Raw genomic sequence first — 17763 nt, 5'->3', positions numbered from 1 at the left:
TAATGTAGCTAATATGGGTGGTACCGCGTAAAAAATACGTCCCTGTGTATTCAAGTGTGAATATGCGGGGATTTTTTGTATGAAGGAGATTGAAATGAAATTAAAAGATACGTTGAATTTAGGAAAGACAGATTTCGCAATGCGAGCCAACCTTCCGACCAAGGAAGTTGCCTTACAAGAAGAGTGGGCTGAAGCGAATATTTATGAGGAAAGACTGGCATTAAATGAAGATAAGCCAAGCTTTGTCCTACACGATGGCCCGCCGTATGCTAATGGGAAGGTGCATATGGGACATGCGATGAATAAGGTAACAAAGGACATTATTAATCGCTATAAATCGATGAATGGCTTCCGCGTGCCTTATGTTCCTGGTTGGGATACGCATGGATTGCCAATTGAGTCCGCTTTGATTAAGCAAGACGGTGTGGACCGCAAGTCTATGAGCGTGTCAGAGTTTAGAAATTTATGCGAGCAGTATGCCTTGGAGCAAGTTGATAGCCAACGCACAGACTTTATGCGCCTAGGTGTGGCAGGGGAATGGGATAATCCATACTTGACCCTCAAGCCAGAATATGAAGCGCAACAAATTCGTATCTTTGGCAAAATGGCCGAGCGTGGCTATATTTATAAAGGTTTGAAACCTATTTATTGGTCTCCTTCAAGTGAGTCTTCTTTAGCTGAAGCAGAAGTGGAATACCATGACGTAACGTCACCATCAATTTATGTCGCTTTTGAAGTGGTTGCTGCCAATGAAGTCATTGACCCCGCAGCAGAGTTTGTTATTTGGACAACGACACCGTGGACTTTACCTGCTAACTTAGGTATTTCAGTGGCCAAAGATGCAGAATACGTACAAGTGGCTGTAGCTGACCGTAAGTTTATTGTAGCCAATGACTTACTCGAAGCAGTTGCTGAAGCATGTGGTTGGACAGACGTTAACGTTGAACAACGCTTTAAAGGTGAAATCTTAGACCGGTCCAAAGCTAAGCACCCATTCTATGACCGTGAAGTACTTGTAATGCTTGGTGATCATGTAACCCTTGAAACGGGTACCGGCTTAGTTCATACAGCACCTGGACACGGGGAAGATGACTATATTATTGGGCAAGCGTATGGCTTGGATGTACTTTCACCTGTCGACAATCGTGGTCATTTCACAGATGAAGCGCCTGGTCTTGAAGGTATGTTCTATTTGAAAGGCCAGAAACAAGTCTTAACTTGGCTTGAAGAGAATGGTAAGTTATTAGCCCAAGACACCATTGTCCATAGTTACCCGCATGATTGGCGGACGAAAAAGCCAGTAATTTACCGGGCGACACCGCAATGGTTTGCCTCGATTGATAAATTTAGAGACCAACTCCTAAAAGCAGTGGAAGAAGACGTAGTATGGTATCATCCATCTGGGCAACGGCGGATGTACAACATGATTCGTGACCGAGGCGATTGGGTTATTTCCCGTCAACGAGTTTGGGGCGTGCCTTTGCCGATTTTCTACGCTGAGAATGGCGAAGCGATTCTTGACATCGATGTCATCAATCATGTAGCGGATATCATTGAAGAACATGGCTCCAATGCTTGGTTCGATTGGGATGCTAAAGACTTATTGCCTGAAGGCTTTGAACACCCGGGAAGCCCTAACGGTGAATTCACTAAGGAAATGGATATCATGGATGTATGGTTCGACTCGGGGACTTCTTATGCCGGTGTCCTTCAACAGCGTGACTATTTAACTTATCCAGCAGATATGTATCTTGAAGGCTCTGACCAGTATCGTGGTTGGTTTAACTCAAGTTTCACTACCTCGATTGCTGCGTGTGATATGCCACCATATAAATCCGTTCTATCTCAAGGCTTTGTTATGGACGGCAATGGCCAAAAGATGAGTAAATCCTTAGGGAACGTTATTACACCCGAAGAGATTACACAAGAACTTGGCGCGGATATTATTCGCCTATGGGTAAGCAGTGTCGACTATGAAAACGATGTGCGCATCTCCAAAGATATTCTCAAGCAAATTTCTGAAGCTTACCGGAAGATTCGTAACACCATTCGCTTCATGTTAGGTAACTTAAACGGCTTTAATCCAAGTGAGGACATGGTAGCTGAAGAAGATTTACGCAAAGTAGATCAATATATGTTATCGACTTACCGAATCTTTGCCCATGACGTTATGCAAGCTTACGATAATTATGAATTCTCAGATATCTTCAAGTTAGTGAATAACTTTGTCTCCAACGATTTATCGGCATTCTATATGGACTTTGCCAAAGATGTTGTGTATATTGAAGCAGAGGATGCTTACCCACGCCGAGCCATGCAAACAGTGATGTACGTAATTCTTGAAGGCATGCTTCGTCTACTTACACCAATCTTAGTTCATACCATGGAAGAAGCATGGAAAGAACTTCCAGGCTCTGATGGTTTTGTGCAATTGAAAGAACTACCGCAAATAACCGATATTAGCCAAGATCAGGCACGAATTGCGGAGTGGGATATTTTCTTCAAAGTTCGCCACGATGTCCAAAAGGCACTCGAAGAAGCTAAGAACGATGAAGTCCGCCCAATCAAAAAATCTTTCGAAGCCCAAGTGACAGTCTATGCTGAAGCTGAGGTACGCGAAGCTTTACATAACTTAAGTGATGATTTAGCACAATTGTTAATCGTTTCGCAGTTTAACTTACTAGACCCTGCCGAAAAAGCAGACCATGCTTTAGATTTAGATAGCGTCTCTGTACTGGTAGAACCAGCTGAAGGCCATACGTGTGACCGTTGCCGTGCTGTACGCCCAGAAGTTGGAAAGATTGAAGAAGCACCGGAATTATGTGAACGTTGTTATACCATCGTCAAAGAAAATTATCCAGCCTACTTAACGGAGCAGGAAGAAGCATAAAAACAATTTAATCGACGCTGCTCATTTTATAGCAGAGCAGTGCGTTGCAAAGTCAAAGAGTGTAAAACTCTTTGGCTTTTTTTAAGGATTAAATTCCTCGTAGTTATGATATACTCAAGCTAAAATGAGAGTAGGTGCTATAATGAATGATTATGACCGTGTGCTAGCAGGGGAGTTATTCCATCCTTATGAAATGAAAGACCGTCATTGGGAGAAAAGCCGGGCAATCTTAGAAGCTTTTAATGCGACCCCTAATAAAAGAGCATGCCCTTGCCATGACTCAGTTAAGAAGTATCTTTGGAAGCTTGCCTGAAGATGCAATTATTCGCCCGCCTTTCCATTGTGATAAAGGTTTTCAAATTCATATCGGCCACAACTTCTACGCCAATACGGGTTTAATTATGTTGGATTTCGATGGAATCACAGTGGGGGGATTATGTCTTCATGGGACCACGGTATCCATCTACACGGTTAATCATCCCATTGATGCCCCGTTAGACGACAAGGCTATGAGAAAGCTGCACCCGTTACCATCGGGAATGACGTGTGGCTAGGTGGCAATACGGTGATTAAACCCAGGGTGACGATTGGTAACAATGTAGTTATCGGTTCCGGTTCCGTTGTTACGCGTGACATACCTAGTCACTCAATTGCTGCTGGAAATCCAGCCCGAGTTATTCGAACAATTACGGAAACGGAAGAAAGATACTGGCAAGAGCTTCTGGCGGATTACCAAGCCGATCCAGATACAACTGAATAAAAAACAGAGCCTACAGTTTTATAAAGCATACTGTAGGCTCTGTTTCTTGGGCAAGTGAAGAATATTCCTTTAAGCGCCGTTTTCCTTAAACAAAGCCCGCCGGAAATCATTCATTTCAAAAACTAGCGTTAAGGTATTTTTACTTAGTCTACTGTCCGTGTTTATAAACATAAATATCAAAAAAAGACGAGACCTTTTGGTTTCGTCCTTAAGTTCAATACTTATTCGCTTTCTCGCATTTGTTGGGCCTTTTGTTCGTTGGCGATTTCAAGCAAGGTATCACGTAGTTCATCTTCCATTTGGCTCAATTCTATTTCAGCTTGGCGTCTTTGAGCACGGCCTTCTGCTTGAATGTCCATCGTTTCTTGGAGTGTTGTAAGTAGATTATTTTGGGTTTGTTTAAGGGTTTCTATGTCAATGATACCTCTTTCGGCTTCTCTTGCAACATCTAAGCTGCCTTGCTTGAGCATTTCAGAATTTTTCAGCAGTAAATCATTGGTTGTATCGGTAACTGCCTTCTGGGTGGTTGCGGCTTTCTCTTGGCGTAGGAGAGAAAGGGCAATCATAATTTGATTCTCCCAGAGGGGAATGGCGGTATGGACAGATACTTGGATTTTCTCAGCCAAGGCTTGATTAGTATTCTGAATCATACGAATTTGAGGCGCTTGTTGGATGGTCATTTGTCGCGTCAAACGTAAGTCATGGGTGCGCTTATCTAATCGATCAAGAAATTGATTCAAATCATTAACTTTCTGGACGTCCATTTGACTTTGGCTTGCCTTAGCCGTTTCGATAGCTTCTGGAATCGTTTCAGTTTGTAATTCTTCCATCTTAACTTCCGCTGCTGCGATATAGACATTGAGGGCCTCGAAATAGTCTTTGTTCTTCTCATAGAACTGTTCGAGCATTAGATTATCGTTGAGTAATTGATCTTTCTCGCGCTCTAAGCGAATACTCACCTTATCGAGTTGTGCGCCGAGTTGCTGATATTGCAATTGAATTTCTGTAATGGAGCGCTTACCTCGGTTGAAGATACGTTGGATGAAATTCTGATTTCCTTGGAGGTCTTCTGGTCGATTGTCTTCTAAGTGCTTCATTAAACCAGTCAGGGTATCACCAATTTCGCCCGTATCTTTGATGCGTATTTCATTCAGCATGCTATGTGAGAACTCACTCAGTTTCTTTTGGGCGTTCGATCCATAGGCAATAATTGCTTGAGAGTTTGTCTCATCGATTTGCTTGGCTAAATTGTGGGCTTGTTCTTTGCGATGCTCTGGCAAGCGTTCGATGAGTTTTTCGCTAGTGAAATTCTTTTGTGAGAGAATAGTTGCATCTTGCAAAGATTCATGGATGCTGTTAGCTTGTGGCTGACTTTGGGTACCGAAAGGATCTGCCAGGAGGTCATCGATGGCTGAATTCTTTAAAGGATCTGTTTGTAAATTATCTTGCTCATACATGGAAATCGTCTCCTTTATTTAGATTTTTCTCAGCAAAGCGGATTTCATCTTCCAAGTTGTCATAGGTTTCTTTGTGGAAGGCAATATAGTCATCATGTATTTCTTCGCAAAGTTCTTCAATCACTTGAGCGCTGCGATCAAGGATTTGGTAAGTCTGTTTATTTTTGGCCACATGTTGGCTAATTTCATTATATTTATCCGCTAAATCATGTAAATTAGGTAAGTATTTATAAAGAAAGTCACCCGCTTGCGAAATACTTTGAGGGCGCTCTACGATATGCTTGAAGTAGCTTTGGCAAACTTCAATAGTATTATGCCTTTTTTCGATTGTGCGCAATTTAGCAGTTTGCGGGAAGGCGTCTTCTAAGGCATAGATATGCGTACGTGCATCTTCCATTTGCTTGCGGAAATAGGCAATTTCCTCGTCACTCATTCCTTGCTCACGGTAATGCTGTGTGAGTTGAGTCGTTGGCCTAGTCCTTGTCGCCTTCTGTTGGAAGGGCGTTTGTTTTTTGTTAAGGATAAGATTATGGAAGCCGTTAACAACAGCATAGATAAGGAGCCAAGGAACGTATAGGAAGAAACTACCGATTAAATTTACCAAACCGTATTCTATGTAATCGTACTCCATGAGGACCACCCATAAATCTGAAAAGAAGAGAAGGGCAATAGATAAACTGAATAGAATAAGCCCTATCTTATGTAAGGTTTGAGGGGATATAAGTGTGTGGCTTGAGGCTATCTTGGAAATATACCAAGTAGTGAGCCGGTCCATCAAAGCAAAGGTGATTAACATGAATGCTAGCATACCAGCAGCAGGTATGGCTATATAGCTACCGAGAATAAATCTTGTAATGATAGCCATAATCATGAAGGTAAGTGGCACGAATACAAGGGGGGATTTCAATGAATAGCTAGGCTGAATATTCCGGGAAAGGGTATGCCATCTAAATAGAAAACATGCAAGTAAGATGAATAGGAAACCATAAATAATAAGTCCCATATGTAAAACCTCCTTAAATAAATCTAAGTCTCAAAAATATCATATCATATTACGTCCTTCTCGCATCAGTCTTAGGACCGAAGTTCTAAAGTAAAGACTTCTGCTTGCATTTAACGAATTTAGCCGTTACAATTTGAAGGCAGAGAGGAGCCGATATTTATGGAAACAGATCAAGCATTTATTCCCTTCATGCAAGACTCTTTACTCAAAGCAAGTCGCCAGGTGTATGATGGAGCTATTCTGCAATTGTATGTCAATGAATTAGAGCTCGAAACAGGTCAAGTAGTTCAACGAGAGTTAATCCATCACCTGCCTGCGGTGGGAATTTTGGCAAGTCAAGGAAATCAAGTATTGTTAGTCGAACAACATCGCGCAGCTACTGCGACAAAGATGCTAGAAATTCCAGCAGGCATTATCGATTTTGAAGCGGGGCAATTGGAGCAAGCGGAGCTGGCTGCCCGACGTGAATTGGAAGAGGAGACAGGTTATCAGGCGGAACGTTGGCGTTATTTAGGCGAGTATTATGTGACCCCTGGTTATAACGATGAGCGTATACTCTTCTATCAGGCCGAGCAATTAAGTGAAGTAGCTGAGCCATTAAGTCAAGATGACGATGAGAACGTTACTGCTGCTTGGTATGAGCGTGAAGCGGTGTTGGCCATGTTGGAAGCGAATGACATTAAAGATATGAAGACGGTCTTAGCGCTACAGTATTGGATTAATCAGAAGGAGTAAGCAAATGAGATTTCGAAAGAAAAAGCGTCCGGAACCTTTTGATAGTCCTGCAACTCCTAAGCAAATTGAAGAGGAGACACAAGTATACTACCGAGAATCTTGGGAGACTTCTGAAGCGTTCGACCAAGAAGATGCTTGGGTGCAGGCACCTATAGAAGAGGAAGTTAGAACACGTCACTCAGATCGAATTGGCCAAAACCTTGCCCAGATTAGGCACATCGCAAGTAGCAAAGAGCCAATGCGGTCGAAATACCATGCCGGGATGGACCGTTTCTTGAATAATGGGATAATTGTGGTGGGCATCTTATTGATTATTGTGCTATTGATTGCCTTTCTAGTGTAAGTGAAGGCATAGATAGGGCTTATTAGAAAGAGTAGACGAGGAGTGATGGGATGAAAATTGGCATTATTGGCGCGATGGAAGAGGAAATCCGGGTCTTAAAGACACGGATTCATGATGTGGACATTGTTCGCTACCAGAATATTGACCATTATGTTGGTCGTATTGGTGAGCATGAAGTTGTCTTAGTTGAATCTGGTATTGGGAAAGTCAATGCTACCATTAGCGTTACCTTATTGAAAGAACATTTCAATGTTGATGCAATTATTAATTCGGGGTCAGCTGGGGCAATTGATGCTGGTTTGAAGGTGGGGGACATTGTGATTGCTCACTCCTTATCCTATCATGACGTGGACGTTACAGGTTTTGGCTATCAATTGGGGCAAATGGCCGGTATGCCAGAAGCATATTATTCTGATACCGAATTGATGCGAACAGCTCAAGCAGCTTGCCGTCAAGCAGGTGTGGAGCCTATTCTTGGCTTAATTGTCAGTGGGGACCAGTTTATCGACAGCCAGGAGGAAATCCAGCGTATTCAAGCTTCGTTTCCTAAGGCACGGGCTTGTGAGATGGAGTCGACTGCAATCGCTCAAGCTTGTCATCAGCTGGGCTTACCATTTGTAATTATTCGAGCGATTTCTGACCAGGCGGATGGGGATGCCCCCATGACTTTTGATGAGTTTATTCTAATGGTCGGCAAAGTCACTAGTGATATCGTTTTCCGAACGATTGAGCTCGCTTGAGATTAAAACTAAATTAAAAACTTGACCTTTTATGAGGTTTAGTTTATGATGATTTTAATTCTTAAACTGAATTCTTTCGGACGAAGAGATATCCTCTGGTGTGATAGAGAATCTGCGGTAGCTGAGAAGCAGAGCACATGATGATTTGAAGACACAGCCGGATAGTCGTAATTCAGTCGCTGGCCCCGTTAACGGCTTAAGTTTATAAACTTACTGAGGCAGAGGATTGTGAAATCCCTGCGAATAAAGGTGGAACCACGTTAAGGCGTCCTTTAAATCCATATGGATTGAAGGGCGTTTTTTTCTTGGTCAAAGGAGGATTTTCATGAAATGGCGTAGATGGGTATTAGTATTGTGTATGCTTTTGGGTTTAAGTGCACCAGGGTGGGTGAGTGCTCAAGAGGAAGTTGTGATTAATCCGGCTGAACCCTTGATTATTGGTTTAGATCCGACATTCGCTCCCTATGGCTATGAAGAGAATGGTGAGATGAAGGGCTTCGATATTGAAATTGCTGCTGAAGTCTTCGATGAAATGGGTATGGAGTATAAGTTCCAACCGATTGATTGGGGAATGAAAGAGCAGGAGTTATATAATGGCAATATCGATATGATTTGGAATGGGTACTCTGTGAGTCCCGAGCGTAAACAGCAAGTCGCCTTCTCCAAGCCTTATATTGAAGGAAGAGTCGGTATACTCGTCCGTGAAGATAGTGATATTCGAACAAAGGCAGATCTGGCTGGCAAAGTTGTTGCAACACAGGAAGGTTCCTCTCAATTAGAGGCGATTCAAGCTGACGAAGCTTTCATTGAGAGTATTGGGGAACTGGTGACCTTTTCTTCTTTCAACGAAGTATTAGCAGAATTAGAATCTGGTCGGGCGGATGCAATTGTCATCGCAGAGCTTGTGACCCGCTATTATTTCACCCAGAATGGCCAAGGCGAACATTACCGAATGCTTGAGGAAGATTTCGGTGTGACCGAAACAGCGGTTGGCTTCCGCAAGTCGGACACAGCCTTTGTAGAAGAGTTCGATGCAGCTTTAGACAAGGTCATGGCTTCAGATGCTTATGATGAAAGTTATAATAGATGGTTTGCTGAAATTGGCGGCGATTCATCTGAAAGTCAAAGTCGTGATTATTGGGGGCCACTTTTCGAAGGGTTGAAGACGACCATCTTCTTCTTTGTTGTTACGTTAGTCTTGAGTATTCCCTTGGGGCTTTTGATTGCGCTTCTGGAACAAAGTGGACCGCGTTGGTTTAAAGCTGTAGTACAAGTCTATGTCTATATCTTTAGGGGTTCACCGCTTCTCTTGCAACTGATGATTATTTACTTTGGTTTGCCTTTTATCGGCTTTACCCCGGACCGTGTTGAGTCTGCTTTATTCACAATGGTAATTAATTATGCAGCTTACTTGGTAGAAATATTCCGCGGGGGCTTGAATTCTATTCCAGAAGGACAATATGAAGCTTTACGAGTTCTCTCCATTGACCGCTGGACCGGGCTTAGACGCGTTATCATTCCACAATTGTGGAAGATTGTGATGCCTTCCGTTGGGAATGAGGTCATTAGCTTAGTTAAGGATACATCCCTAGTATATATCTTAGGCTTAAACGAATTACTCAAAGCAGGGCGCGCTTTATCAACTCAATATGCAAGTCTTGTGCCTTACTTAAACGTTGGAATTATTTACTTAGTCTTTACCGGAATTGTAACCTTATGCTTACGTTATATCGAACGACGCATTCAAGATTAGGTATCAGTTAGGGTGACTTATGTAATTAGGCCTTTCTACTATTACAGAAGCGCAACCACTTACAGTGGGTTAGTTTACGTGAGAGCTTCTGCCTGTATATAAGTCATCATTGTTAAATTTAGGAGGTATTTCATGGCTTTTCAATTAACAAATGTATCCAAGAGCTTTGGTGAACAAGAAGTCATCCAAAACTACAGTCTGTCGATTGACTCGGGCGAGATTGTCATTGTCTTAGGCGAATCAGGTAGTGGTAAGACAACCTTGCTACGCATGATTAATAACTTAGAAACCGTAGACACTGGTTCAATCACTTTAGACGGCGCTAGCTTGGTCATTGACGGTGAATATCAAAGTACAGCTGCTATTCAAGACTACCAACACAAGATGGGCTTAGTATTTCAAGACTATAATTTATTCAGCAACTTGACGGTCGAAGAAAATCTAATGTTAGCACCCTTATCGAACGGTTTCGGGACTCGTGAAGAATTAGCGTCTAAAGCAGATCAACTCTTAAAGCAAATGGGCGTACCAGATAAACAAACATCGAAGCCATCCCAGCTTTCCGGTGGCCAAAAACAAAGGGTTGCGATTGCGCGAGCGATGATGATGGAACCAAGTATGCTTTGCTTTGACGAACCGACGTCTGCTCTTGATGAGAATACTGTTGAGAAAGTGGCAGAACTAATTAAGTCACTTGCTAAGAATGGGATGAAGATTCTGATTATCACCCATGATACAGGCTTGGTGAGTCTTATGGAAGAAGTCCGCGTTGTGCGTTCAGAGGAATTTAAAGCCTAGACAACAGGTTCAAATTCTACTTGCCAAACCCTAGGTGTATTTGTTATAATACTCCTTGTGTAAAATAAGGCAGCATAGAAAGAGAAAGCGCGTCAACAGTCTAAACCCAGTATGGGGTGTGAGTAACTGCGGCTGCAACAAGCGAAAGCATAGAGCAGACTGCACGCATTCGACTTTCTAACCTTTATTTTACTCCAATACATTGAATATGGAGGAAGAATATGTCTAGATATACAGGACCATCTTGGAAACAATCTCGTCGTTTAGGTATTTCATTAACAGAATCAGGTAAGGAGCTTCAAAAACGTCCATTCCCACCAGGACAACATGGTAATGGCCGTCGTGGCAGCTTATCTGAATACGGTCTACAATTACAAGAAAAGCAAAAATTACGCTTCATGTATGGTTTAAACGAACGTCAATTCGCAACCTTGTTCAAGAGAGCAGGGAAGATGGAAGGGAAACATGGTGAGAACTTCATGATCCTTCTTGAAACACGTTTGGATAACTTAGTTTACCGCTTAGGTTTCGCTTCAACACGCCGTCAAGCGCGTCAATTAGTAAACCATGGTCATATTACTGTGGATGGCAAACGTGTTGATATTCCATCTTACTTAGTTGAGCCCGAACAAGTTATCGGTTTACGTGAGAAATCTGAAAACTTAGCAATCGTTAAAGATAACTTAGAAGGCGTTGTATCACGCTTAGAATTCATCTCTTACGATGAGAACGCTAAAGAAGGCAAAATGACTCGCCTACCTGAGCGTAGTGAATTGAATGCTGAAATCGATGAGTCGCTAGTTGTTGAGTACTACAACAAATTAGCTTAAGCAATCCTTTTCGTCAGTTCGAAACAGGTAAGAATCTGTCGGTTCTTACCTGTTTTACTTTGTCAAAAGAGGAATTTATCTTTTTGGAGGTAAGCCCTTTAATTATCCCTATTTGAATGCTATAATGTGGGGTGACAGTAAACATTTATCGCACAATAAGGTGGCGAAATCGACAGAAGAGGAGCGAACATATGACATTTACAGATATATTATTTATTATCGTAATCCTTTTTGTCGTTGTGTTAGGTGTGGTTTATTACTTTAAGACACAGCGGAATAAGGAGATAAACGAATTAGACGATCGTAAGGCCATCTTAATGGATACCTCAGTGCCGGATCACCTATTCACTCTCAAGAATATGGATTTATCAGGACAAACGAAACGGCAGTATGAGAGCTTGAATGCGAGCTGGCAGACGGTAACTAATTTCCAAATGGCGGAAATTGATGCGACCTTAGTCGGTGCCGACCAGTATACGGAGCAGATGAATCTAGTTAAGGCTAAAAGCGCAATTGATGAAGCACGTGAAATTCTTGAAGAAGTCGAAGCCCAAGTTGCTAATCTTGAAACAGGCGTTGAAGCCTTATTAGAAGTTCCTGAAGCTAACCGTGAACGGCATGAAGCCTACTTAGAGCGTTACAATGAAGCACGTAAGAGTATTAATAATCACAGCTTTGATTATGGACCAGCCATTGAAATTCTTGAGAAGAATTTACAATACTTAGAACTGAACTTCACACGCTATAATGAACTTACGTCTGAAGGAGATTATCTTGAAGCAGAAGGGATGCTCGATACAATCGAAGCGGACTTATCTAGTCTTGAAGATATTCTTGTGAAGATTCCGAAGATGTATGATACGATTAAGAATGACTATGAAGATTCGCTTGAAGATTTGCGGACAGGTTATCAACGGATGGTAGATAGTTCTTACAATTTCGAAGGGATGGATATTCTTGAAGAAATTGAACAAATTCAAGAACGCTTAAATGAAGCTAAGCAGCAAATAAAACAGGCAGACTTAGCCGATGCCCAGACCGAAATGGATAAGGCCGACCGTGAAATTGATTCCCTGTATGATTTTATGGAAGCAGAAATAGCTGCTAAGGAATTTGTTAATTCGCACATTAATCAGCTGAAGCAGAAATTTGAAGATGTTCAAGAACATCTGCGCTATGCTAGTATTGAAGTGGATCGGATTGAACAAAGCTATATCCTTCATGAGAATGAAGTAGAACAAGTAGCTAATTTAAGCCAACAATTACATAAAGAACTTGAGCGTTTCCAAGCTATTGCCCATGAATTAGATGCTAAAGAAGCAGTCTATACAAAGGTATCTGATCAACTTCGTAAAATAGACAAACGACTTGATGAAATAGATAAGGAACAACAAGTGATTATTGATCGCTTATCTAAATTAACAAGTCGCGAGAAAGAAGCAAAAGTAAATCTTGATTTATTTGAATTAGAATTACGCAACTTAAAACGCGATATTGAAAAACATCATCTACCTGGCTTGACCGAAGGTTATTATGCCAAGTTCTACCAAGTGACTGATCAAATTGAGCACTTATCTCAACAGTTGAATCGTGTTCGGGTAGATATGCTTGAAATTGAGCAACTCGAACGCCAGTTAGAAGAGAATCTTGCGAAATTAGAGACCATGACTGAAACGATTGTTGATAGTGCGACTTTAACTGAATATATGATTCAGCATAGTAATCGTTTCCGCTTTGAATATCCAGAGATGGATGAAGCGATTCGCGAAGCTGAGTATTTATTCTATGATGAATATCAATATGAAGAGTCATTGAACGTTATTGAACGGGCCCTTCGTCGTGTAGATCAAGACGGACCGACCCAAGTTCGCCGGATGTATCATCAAGAGAAGCAACGCGGATACTATTAAAGTAATTAACAAAGAAAGACTTTCGTACCTTTTATCAGGTTGCGAAAGTCTTTTCTTTTGACGGGGTTCGAAGTGGAGAAAGTATTAGTGATTAGGCTTTTCTAAAAGTTTAGAATATGTTGAATCAATCGCAAAGGCGCCAAGGGGAGCCGTGACAATGATTGAGAGAACAGCGACAGCCAAGATCGTTTCTCCTGATGCAAGACCTAAACTCAAAGGAATGCCACCAATAGCTGCTTGGACGGTTGCTTTAGGGGTGTAGGCAATCATGGTAAATAGTTTCTCTTTCTGTGTGAAATTCGTTTGAAGCAGGCAAATCAGCACGCCAACCATTCTAAAGGCCAAACCAACAGCAATTAAAAGAAGGGCCTGCCAGCCAACCTGAGGTAGGTAATTAATATCTACACTTGAGCCTAAAAGGGCAAAAAGGAAAATCTGTCCGGGTATCCAAAGGTTATTATAAATTTGAGATAATTCAACGCTCCAATCAGGGGCATAGCGTTGGATGGCGACGCCAAGAAATATAATCGCAATGTAGGCTGAGAAAGTTAGTGACGTATTTAGTGAATTTTCCGTAGCGACTAGCATAAAAGATAGGCTTAAAAGAATCAAGAAAGCATACACGCTTTGAGGGGTGCTTCCATGGACCCACTTAGATAATACTAGCCCTAGCAACATACCCATGAGAGCACCGGCTAGAATGGAGAAGGGAACGTTGACGAAACTTATAATAGAAACCCCTTGCCCTTGCATCATGGCCAGAAATGTTGAGAAGAGGACCATCACCACAACATCGTCAACGGAAGCCCCAGCTAAGACTAATTGGGGGATACCCTTCGCTTCGCCGTAGCCTTTCTCCATTAAATTGACCATACGAGGTACGACCACTGCAGGCGAGACTGCTGCTAAGACGGAGCCAAGTAGGGCTGACTCTAAGAAAGATAAGCGTAATAAATGGGGACCAAATAGCGTAATTCCTGCAATTTCAAAGAAGGCAGGCAGAAAGCACATCAATACAGCAGGGCGTCCCAGGCTCTTCAATTGAGAAATATTCAATCCTAAACCTGCCCGGGTAAGAATAATAACTAAGGCCATACTTCTAAGCTCTGCAGAAATCTCGAGAATGTTTATATCCAACCAATTTAACACATAGGGCCCTAAGATAATCCCGGCTAACATCATACCAATGAGTTCTGGTAGGTTGCTTCGCCGAAATAAGGCGCCTAACACAATTCCACCTAACAATATTAAAGCAACACTTAATAACATATTTTTCCTCCTTAAGCACAAAAAAAGCCGATTTTCTGTGCGATATAATCACAGAAGTCATCAGCTTATCAGCGGTTTAAGTTATATCTAACTTCGGGAGAACCTCATTCCCGTTTATGAAACTAAAGCTATCATAGCATGTATTGAGCCGGAGTGCAAGGTGTGGGACAAATACCTGTTCAAGCTTTTGGCCGAGGGTGACTTGAATCAAGGTGTTGTCATCATTGAAGGGGTTAAGGTATAATGGAACAGAATTTTCGTAAAGGATGATGATATGATTTACTTAGATAATAGTGCAACGACCAAGCCGTATCCTGAAGTAATTGAAACGGCTGGAACCGTAGCTGAGAGATATTTCGCCAATCCATCAAGTGCTCATCAGCTCGGTGAAGAAGCTAGTGCGTTACTAAAGCAAGCGCGCCAACAAATAGCGCAAATCTTAAAGGTTAGAGCGGATGAAGTCTACTTTACAGCTAGTGGGACTGAAGCAAATAATTGGGTTCTGCAAGGGATTGTTGATGCTTTACATAGTAAGAATACAGACCGCAAGCGAGTTCTGCTATCAGCGATTGAACATCCCGCTTCTTTGCAGCAAATAGAACTTTTGCAAAGGAAGGGTTATGATGTGGACTTAGTACCGGTGGACCAATGGGGAAGGCTGGATACAGATAAGTTAAGAGATATGCTCGATGAACATGTTCTCTTATTATCTACCATGGCGGTAAATAATGAGGTTGGGACAGTGCAACCCCTGGCTGCGATTGCCGAGATAATTGCTGACTACCCTCAACTTATTTGGCATGTAGATGGGGTACAAGCTGTAACGACTGAGTTGGAATTATTGAGGAATAAACGCATCGATTTACTTACCTTATCTGCGCATAAATTTCACGGACTTCGTGGGGTCGGAGTTCTGGTTAAGAAAGAACGAGTGGCAAGTTACCCACTCCTTTACGGTGGGGGTCAAGAAGCAGGCCAACGCAGCTCTACTGAGAATTTACCTGCGATTGTTGCCTCGGCGAAAGCCCTCCGTTTGGCGGATGATGCTCAGGCAGAGGCACGAAGACGCTTGCATGACTTCCGAGTACAACTTGTAACCGCCTTGGAAGAAGCAGGTTGGCAAATTTTCGGTGGGGCTTATACCAGCACCCACATTGTATGTGCAGCCTTACCGCCGATTCCTGGCGAGGTGTTGCTACACGCTTTTGAAAGGATGGGGATATTTGTATCAACGACTAGTGCGTGTAGCAGTCGTAGTCATAATCCCCATGCAACCCTTAATGCCATGAGGGTGTCTAGTAATATATCTAATTCTGCTATTCGGCTCAGTTTATCGCATACAACGACGCAAGCAGATATAACGGCCTTTATTCAAGCGTTACCTAAGGTTACACAAATGAAAGGGAAAGGATGATTCTATGAAGCAAATCGTTGTTCACTACGGAGAACTTTCAACAAAAGGGCGCAATCGGAAGATGTTCCAAGCAGCCTTAGCCCAACAAATTCGTGCCAAAGCAAGCCCACTGGATGTGTCATTAAAGGTAAGTCCCCAACATGATTTTATGTATGTCAGATTTGAGCAGGCGTCTTATGAGGAGATGATCGAGATACTCAAAGATGTTCCTGGTATTGCACGTTTTGCTCCTAGCTATGAAGTTGACAAGGATTTAGAAGCAATTAAGGCTAAGGCTTTAGAACTTTTTGCGGACATTCACATTGAAGCTGGGGATAGCTTTAAGGTGGTTGCCAAGCGCTCAGATAAGAATTTCCCCTATGAAACCTATGATATACAAAGAGAAGTCGGTTCAGTTATTGGCTATGCCTATCCAGAAATGACGGTTGAAATGAAGCGCCCTACGCACAAATTGACGGTCAGCATTCATCAAAAGGACAAAGCTTATTTAAGTTTATCCTCCTATACTGGTATGCAAGGTCTGCCATACGGTTCAAGCGGACGCGGTCTATTAATGCTTTCGGGTGGATTTGACTCACCGATAGCCGGTTATTTGATGATGAAGCGTGGCATGGAGCTGGAAGCTGTTCACTTTAGTTCTCCGCCTTATACTAGTCCACAAGCCTTAGAGAAAGCCAAGAAATTAACGGCTCGCTTAAGTCATTATGGTCTGGCGATGCAATTTATCAATGTGCCTTTTGCCAAAATTCAAGAAGAGATTAAGGCCAATATACCAGACAATGAATCAATGACCGTTATGCGTCGGATGATGCTTCGGATTATGGATCAGCTCTTAAGTGAACGTAAGGCCCAAGCCATTGTTAATGGGGAATCACTCGGTCAAGTAGCTTCGCAAACCTTAACAAGTATGCGTGTGATTAATGATGTGACTTCATCCCCCGTATTACGTCCTTTGATTGCTACGGATAAGAATGAAATCATTGAATTGGCGGAAGAAATCGGGACGTATGATATTTCCAACGAACCTTATGAAGATTGTTGTACGGTTTTTGCGCCAACTTCTCCGCATACCAAGCCCAAACTTCAGCAAATTGAAGCAATGGAAGCTAAGTTAGATATTGAGCAACTTGTTCAAGAAGCGCTGGCTGGAATTACTTTGGAAACAATTGATGAGAGTTATTTAAGGAAAGATCAAGCACGTTTCGAAAGCTTATTATAGAAAGAGCGTTTTCTTTGCTGATGGGTTCGATTCGACGTATACTTGATTTACTGAAATCGAAAGGATGATGACGATGCAAGTTACATTTAAAGGCGAACCCCTAGAGGTTAAGGGTACGCAACCTGTCACAGGCGATTTGGCTCCTAACGCAGCTTTACAAGATAGCGAAGGGAATGCCGTGCAATTAAAAGATTATCTAAATGGGCAAGTCACGATATTAAGTGTGATCCCCAATGTTCTTACACGTACATGTGAACTGCAGACAAAAGCCTTTGCTGATGAAACCGCAGAGAAAGACTATCAATTTATTACTGTAGGACGTAATACTGTTGAAGAGTTTAATCAATGGAATCAAGATAACGATTTGAATGTTGTGACGTTAAGCGATGTGAATGGTGAATTTGGCGATGCTTACGGCTTGAATATCAATCTAGGTGGGGATGAATTACTAACCCGTGCAGTCTTTGTGATTGATGAAGCTGGGGTAATCCGCTATGAAGAATTTGTTCTAGAAGTGGCTGATGAGCCGGATTACCAATCAGCGATTGAAGTAGCGGATTTTGTAAAGAAATAAGAGCATAAATCTGGAAAGGGTGCTTTTAATTAGGCGCTCTTTTTTTATTGAGCGTCAATTCTTTGCGT

At 42.2% G+C, this 17763-nt stretch carries 17 protein-coding genes, 1 riboswitch and 1 other annotated feature (1 of these 19 only partly in view); of the genes, 14 read left to right on the top strand and 3 right to left on the bottom strand.

Annotated features, from left to right (window positions below; translation table 11 throughout):
• Positions 1-47 (top strand) — a binding site (T-box leader) (it extends 170 nt beyond the left edge of the window).
• A 47-nt stretch (positions 48-94) separates the two neighbouring features.
• The 4 genes from ileS to CL176_RS08160 all read left to right on the top strand — a co-directional run bounded on the left by ileS (position 95) and on the right by CL176_RS08160 (position 3650).
• Positions 95-2890: an isoleucine--tRNA ligase gene (ileS, locus tag CL176_RS08165; RefSeq protein ID WP_118990865.1), complete on the top strand. Its 2796-nt coding sequence runs from the start codon at positions 95-97 to the stop codon at positions 2888-2890.
• 142 nt (positions 2891-3032) lie between these two features.
• Positions 3033-3203 carry a hypothetical protein gene (locus CL176_RS12325; RefSeq protein ID WP_162890900.1) on the top strand — a complete coding sequence of 57 codons (171 nt, stop codon included), beginning with the start codon at positions 3033-3035 and terminating at the stop codon, positions 3201-3203.
• Positions 3166-3444 carry an LbetaH domain-containing protein gene (locus tag CL176_RS12320; RefSeq protein ID WP_162890899.1) on the top strand — a complete coding sequence of 93 codons (279 nt, stop codon included), beginning with the start codon at positions 3166-3168 and terminating at the stop codon, positions 3442-3444. The genes CL176_RS12325 and CL176_RS12320 overlap by 38 nt, the downstream gene beginning before the upstream one ends.
• A gap of 11 nt (positions 3445-3455) precedes the next feature.
• Entirely contained in the window at positions 3456-3650 is a 195-nt protein-coding gene (locus CL176_RS08160; RefSeq protein ID WP_240430446.1) for an LbetaH domain-containing protein, read from the top strand.
• 221 nt (positions 3651-3871) lie between these two features.
• Here CL176_RS08160 and CL176_RS08155 read toward each other — a convergent pair whose 3' ends face one another.
• Both CL176_RS08155 and CL176_RS08150 read right to left on the bottom strand, forming a co-directional pair.
• The gene (locus CL176_RS08155) at positions 3872-5107 is read right to left on the bottom strand and encodes a toxic anion resistance protein (RefSeq protein WP_118990863.1); all 1236 of its coding nucleotides are present in this window, start codon (positions 5105-5107) and stop codon (positions 3872-3874) included.
• Positions 5100-6110 (bottom strand): 5-bromo-4-chloroindolyl phosphate hydrolysis family protein, encoded by a 1011-nt coding sequence (locus CL176_RS08150; protein ID WP_118990862.1) that lies wholly within the window; start codon positions 6108-6110, stop codon positions 5100-5102. Before CL176_RS08150 ends, CL176_RS08155 begins: the two co-directional genes overlap by 8 nt.
• 159 nt (positions 6111-6269) lie before the next feature.
• Here CL176_RS08150 and CL176_RS08145 point away from each other — a divergent pair, with 159 nt between their 5' ends.
• The 7 genes from CL176_RS08145 to CL176_RS08115 all read left to right on the top strand — a co-directional run bounded on the left by CL176_RS08145 (position 6270) and on the right by CL176_RS08115 (position 13219).
• Positions 6270-6845 (top strand): NUDIX hydrolase, encoded by a 576-nt coding sequence (locus tag CL176_RS08145; protein WP_118990861.1) that lies wholly within the window; start codon positions 6270-6272, stop codon positions 6843-6845.
• A gap of 4 nt (positions 6846-6849) precedes the next feature.
• A complete protein-coding gene (locus CL176_RS08140) occupies positions 6850-7188 on the top strand; it encodes a hypothetical protein (RefSeq protein ID WP_118990860.1) in 339 nt (112 codons plus the stop codon).
• A 50-nt stretch (positions 7189-7238) separates the two neighbouring features.
• Positions 7239-7928, top strand: coding sequence for a 5'-methylthioadenosine/adenosylhomocysteine nucleosidase (locus CL176_RS08135; RefSeq protein WP_118990859.1), 690 nt, complete (start codon positions 7239-7241; stop codon positions 7926-7928).
• Between the two features lie 325 nt (positions 7929-8253).
• The gene (locus CL176_RS12735; RefSeq protein ID WP_240430444.1) at positions 8254-9681 is read left to right on the top strand and encodes an ABC transporter permease subunit; all 1428 of its coding nucleotides are present in this window, start codon (positions 8254-8256) and stop codon (positions 9679-9681) included.
• A 132-nt stretch (positions 9682-9813) separates the two neighbouring features.
• Complete coding sequence (locus CL176_RS08125) at positions 9814-10479, top strand: amino acid ABC transporter ATP-binding protein (protein WP_118990858.1); 666 nt, start codon at positions 9814-9816, stop codon at positions 10477-10479.
• 221 nt (positions 10480-10700) lie between these two features.
• The gene (rpsD, locus tag CL176_RS08120) at positions 10701-11309 is read left to right on the top strand and encodes a 30S ribosomal protein S4 (RefSeq protein ID WP_118990857.1); all 609 of its coding nucleotides are present in this window, start codon (positions 10701-10703) and stop codon (positions 11307-11309) included.
• Between the two features lie 191 nt (positions 11310-11500).
• Positions 11501-13219: a septation ring formation regulator EzrA gene (locus CL176_RS08115; RefSeq protein WP_118990856.1), complete on the top strand. Its 1719-nt coding sequence runs from the start codon at positions 11501-11503 to the stop codon at positions 13217-13219.
• 84 nt (positions 13220-13303) lie between these two features.
• Here the strand turns inward: CL176_RS08115 and CL176_RS08110 are convergent, their stop codons facing one another.
• Positions 13304-14488: a cation:proton antiporter gene (locus tag CL176_RS08110; protein WP_118990855.1), complete on the bottom strand. Its 1185-nt coding sequence runs from the start codon at positions 14486-14488 to the stop codon at positions 13304-13306.
• Between the two features lie 44 nt (positions 14489-14532).
• Positions 14533-14609: riboswitch (Fluoride riboswitch) on the bottom strand.
• Positions 14610-14762: 153 nt separating this feature from the next.
• On the opposite strand from CL176_RS08110, the gene CL176_RS08105 reads away from it, so the two are divergent.
• From CL176_RS08105 to CL176_RS08095, 3 genes are all read left to right on the top strand, one after another.
• Positions 14763-15902, top strand: coding sequence for a cysteine desulfurase family protein (locus CL176_RS08105; RefSeq protein WP_118990854.1), 1140 nt, complete (start codon positions 14763-14765; stop codon positions 15900-15902).
• Between the two features lie 4 nt (positions 15903-15906).
• Complete coding sequence (thiI, locus tag CL176_RS08100; protein ID WP_118990853.1) at positions 15907-17121, top strand: tRNA uracil 4-sulfurtransferase ThiI; 1215 nt, start codon at positions 15907-15909, stop codon at positions 17119-17121.
• Between the two features lie 73 nt (positions 17122-17194).
• The gene (locus tag CL176_RS08095) at positions 17195-17695 is read left to right on the top strand and encodes a thiol peroxidase (protein ID WP_240430436.1); all 501 of its coding nucleotides are present in this window, start codon (positions 17195-17197) and stop codon (positions 17693-17695) included.
• Positions 17696-17763 lie beyond the last annotated feature (68 nt).

It is taken from the genome of Suicoccus acidiformans (assembly GCF_003546865.1).
Taxonomy (GTDB): Bacteria; Bacillota; Bacilli; order Lactobacillales; family Aerococcaceae; genus Suicoccus; species Suicoccus acidiformans.
Note: the sequence above shows the minus strand (reverse complement) of the source record. Positions and strands in the feature narration are given on the sequence as shown.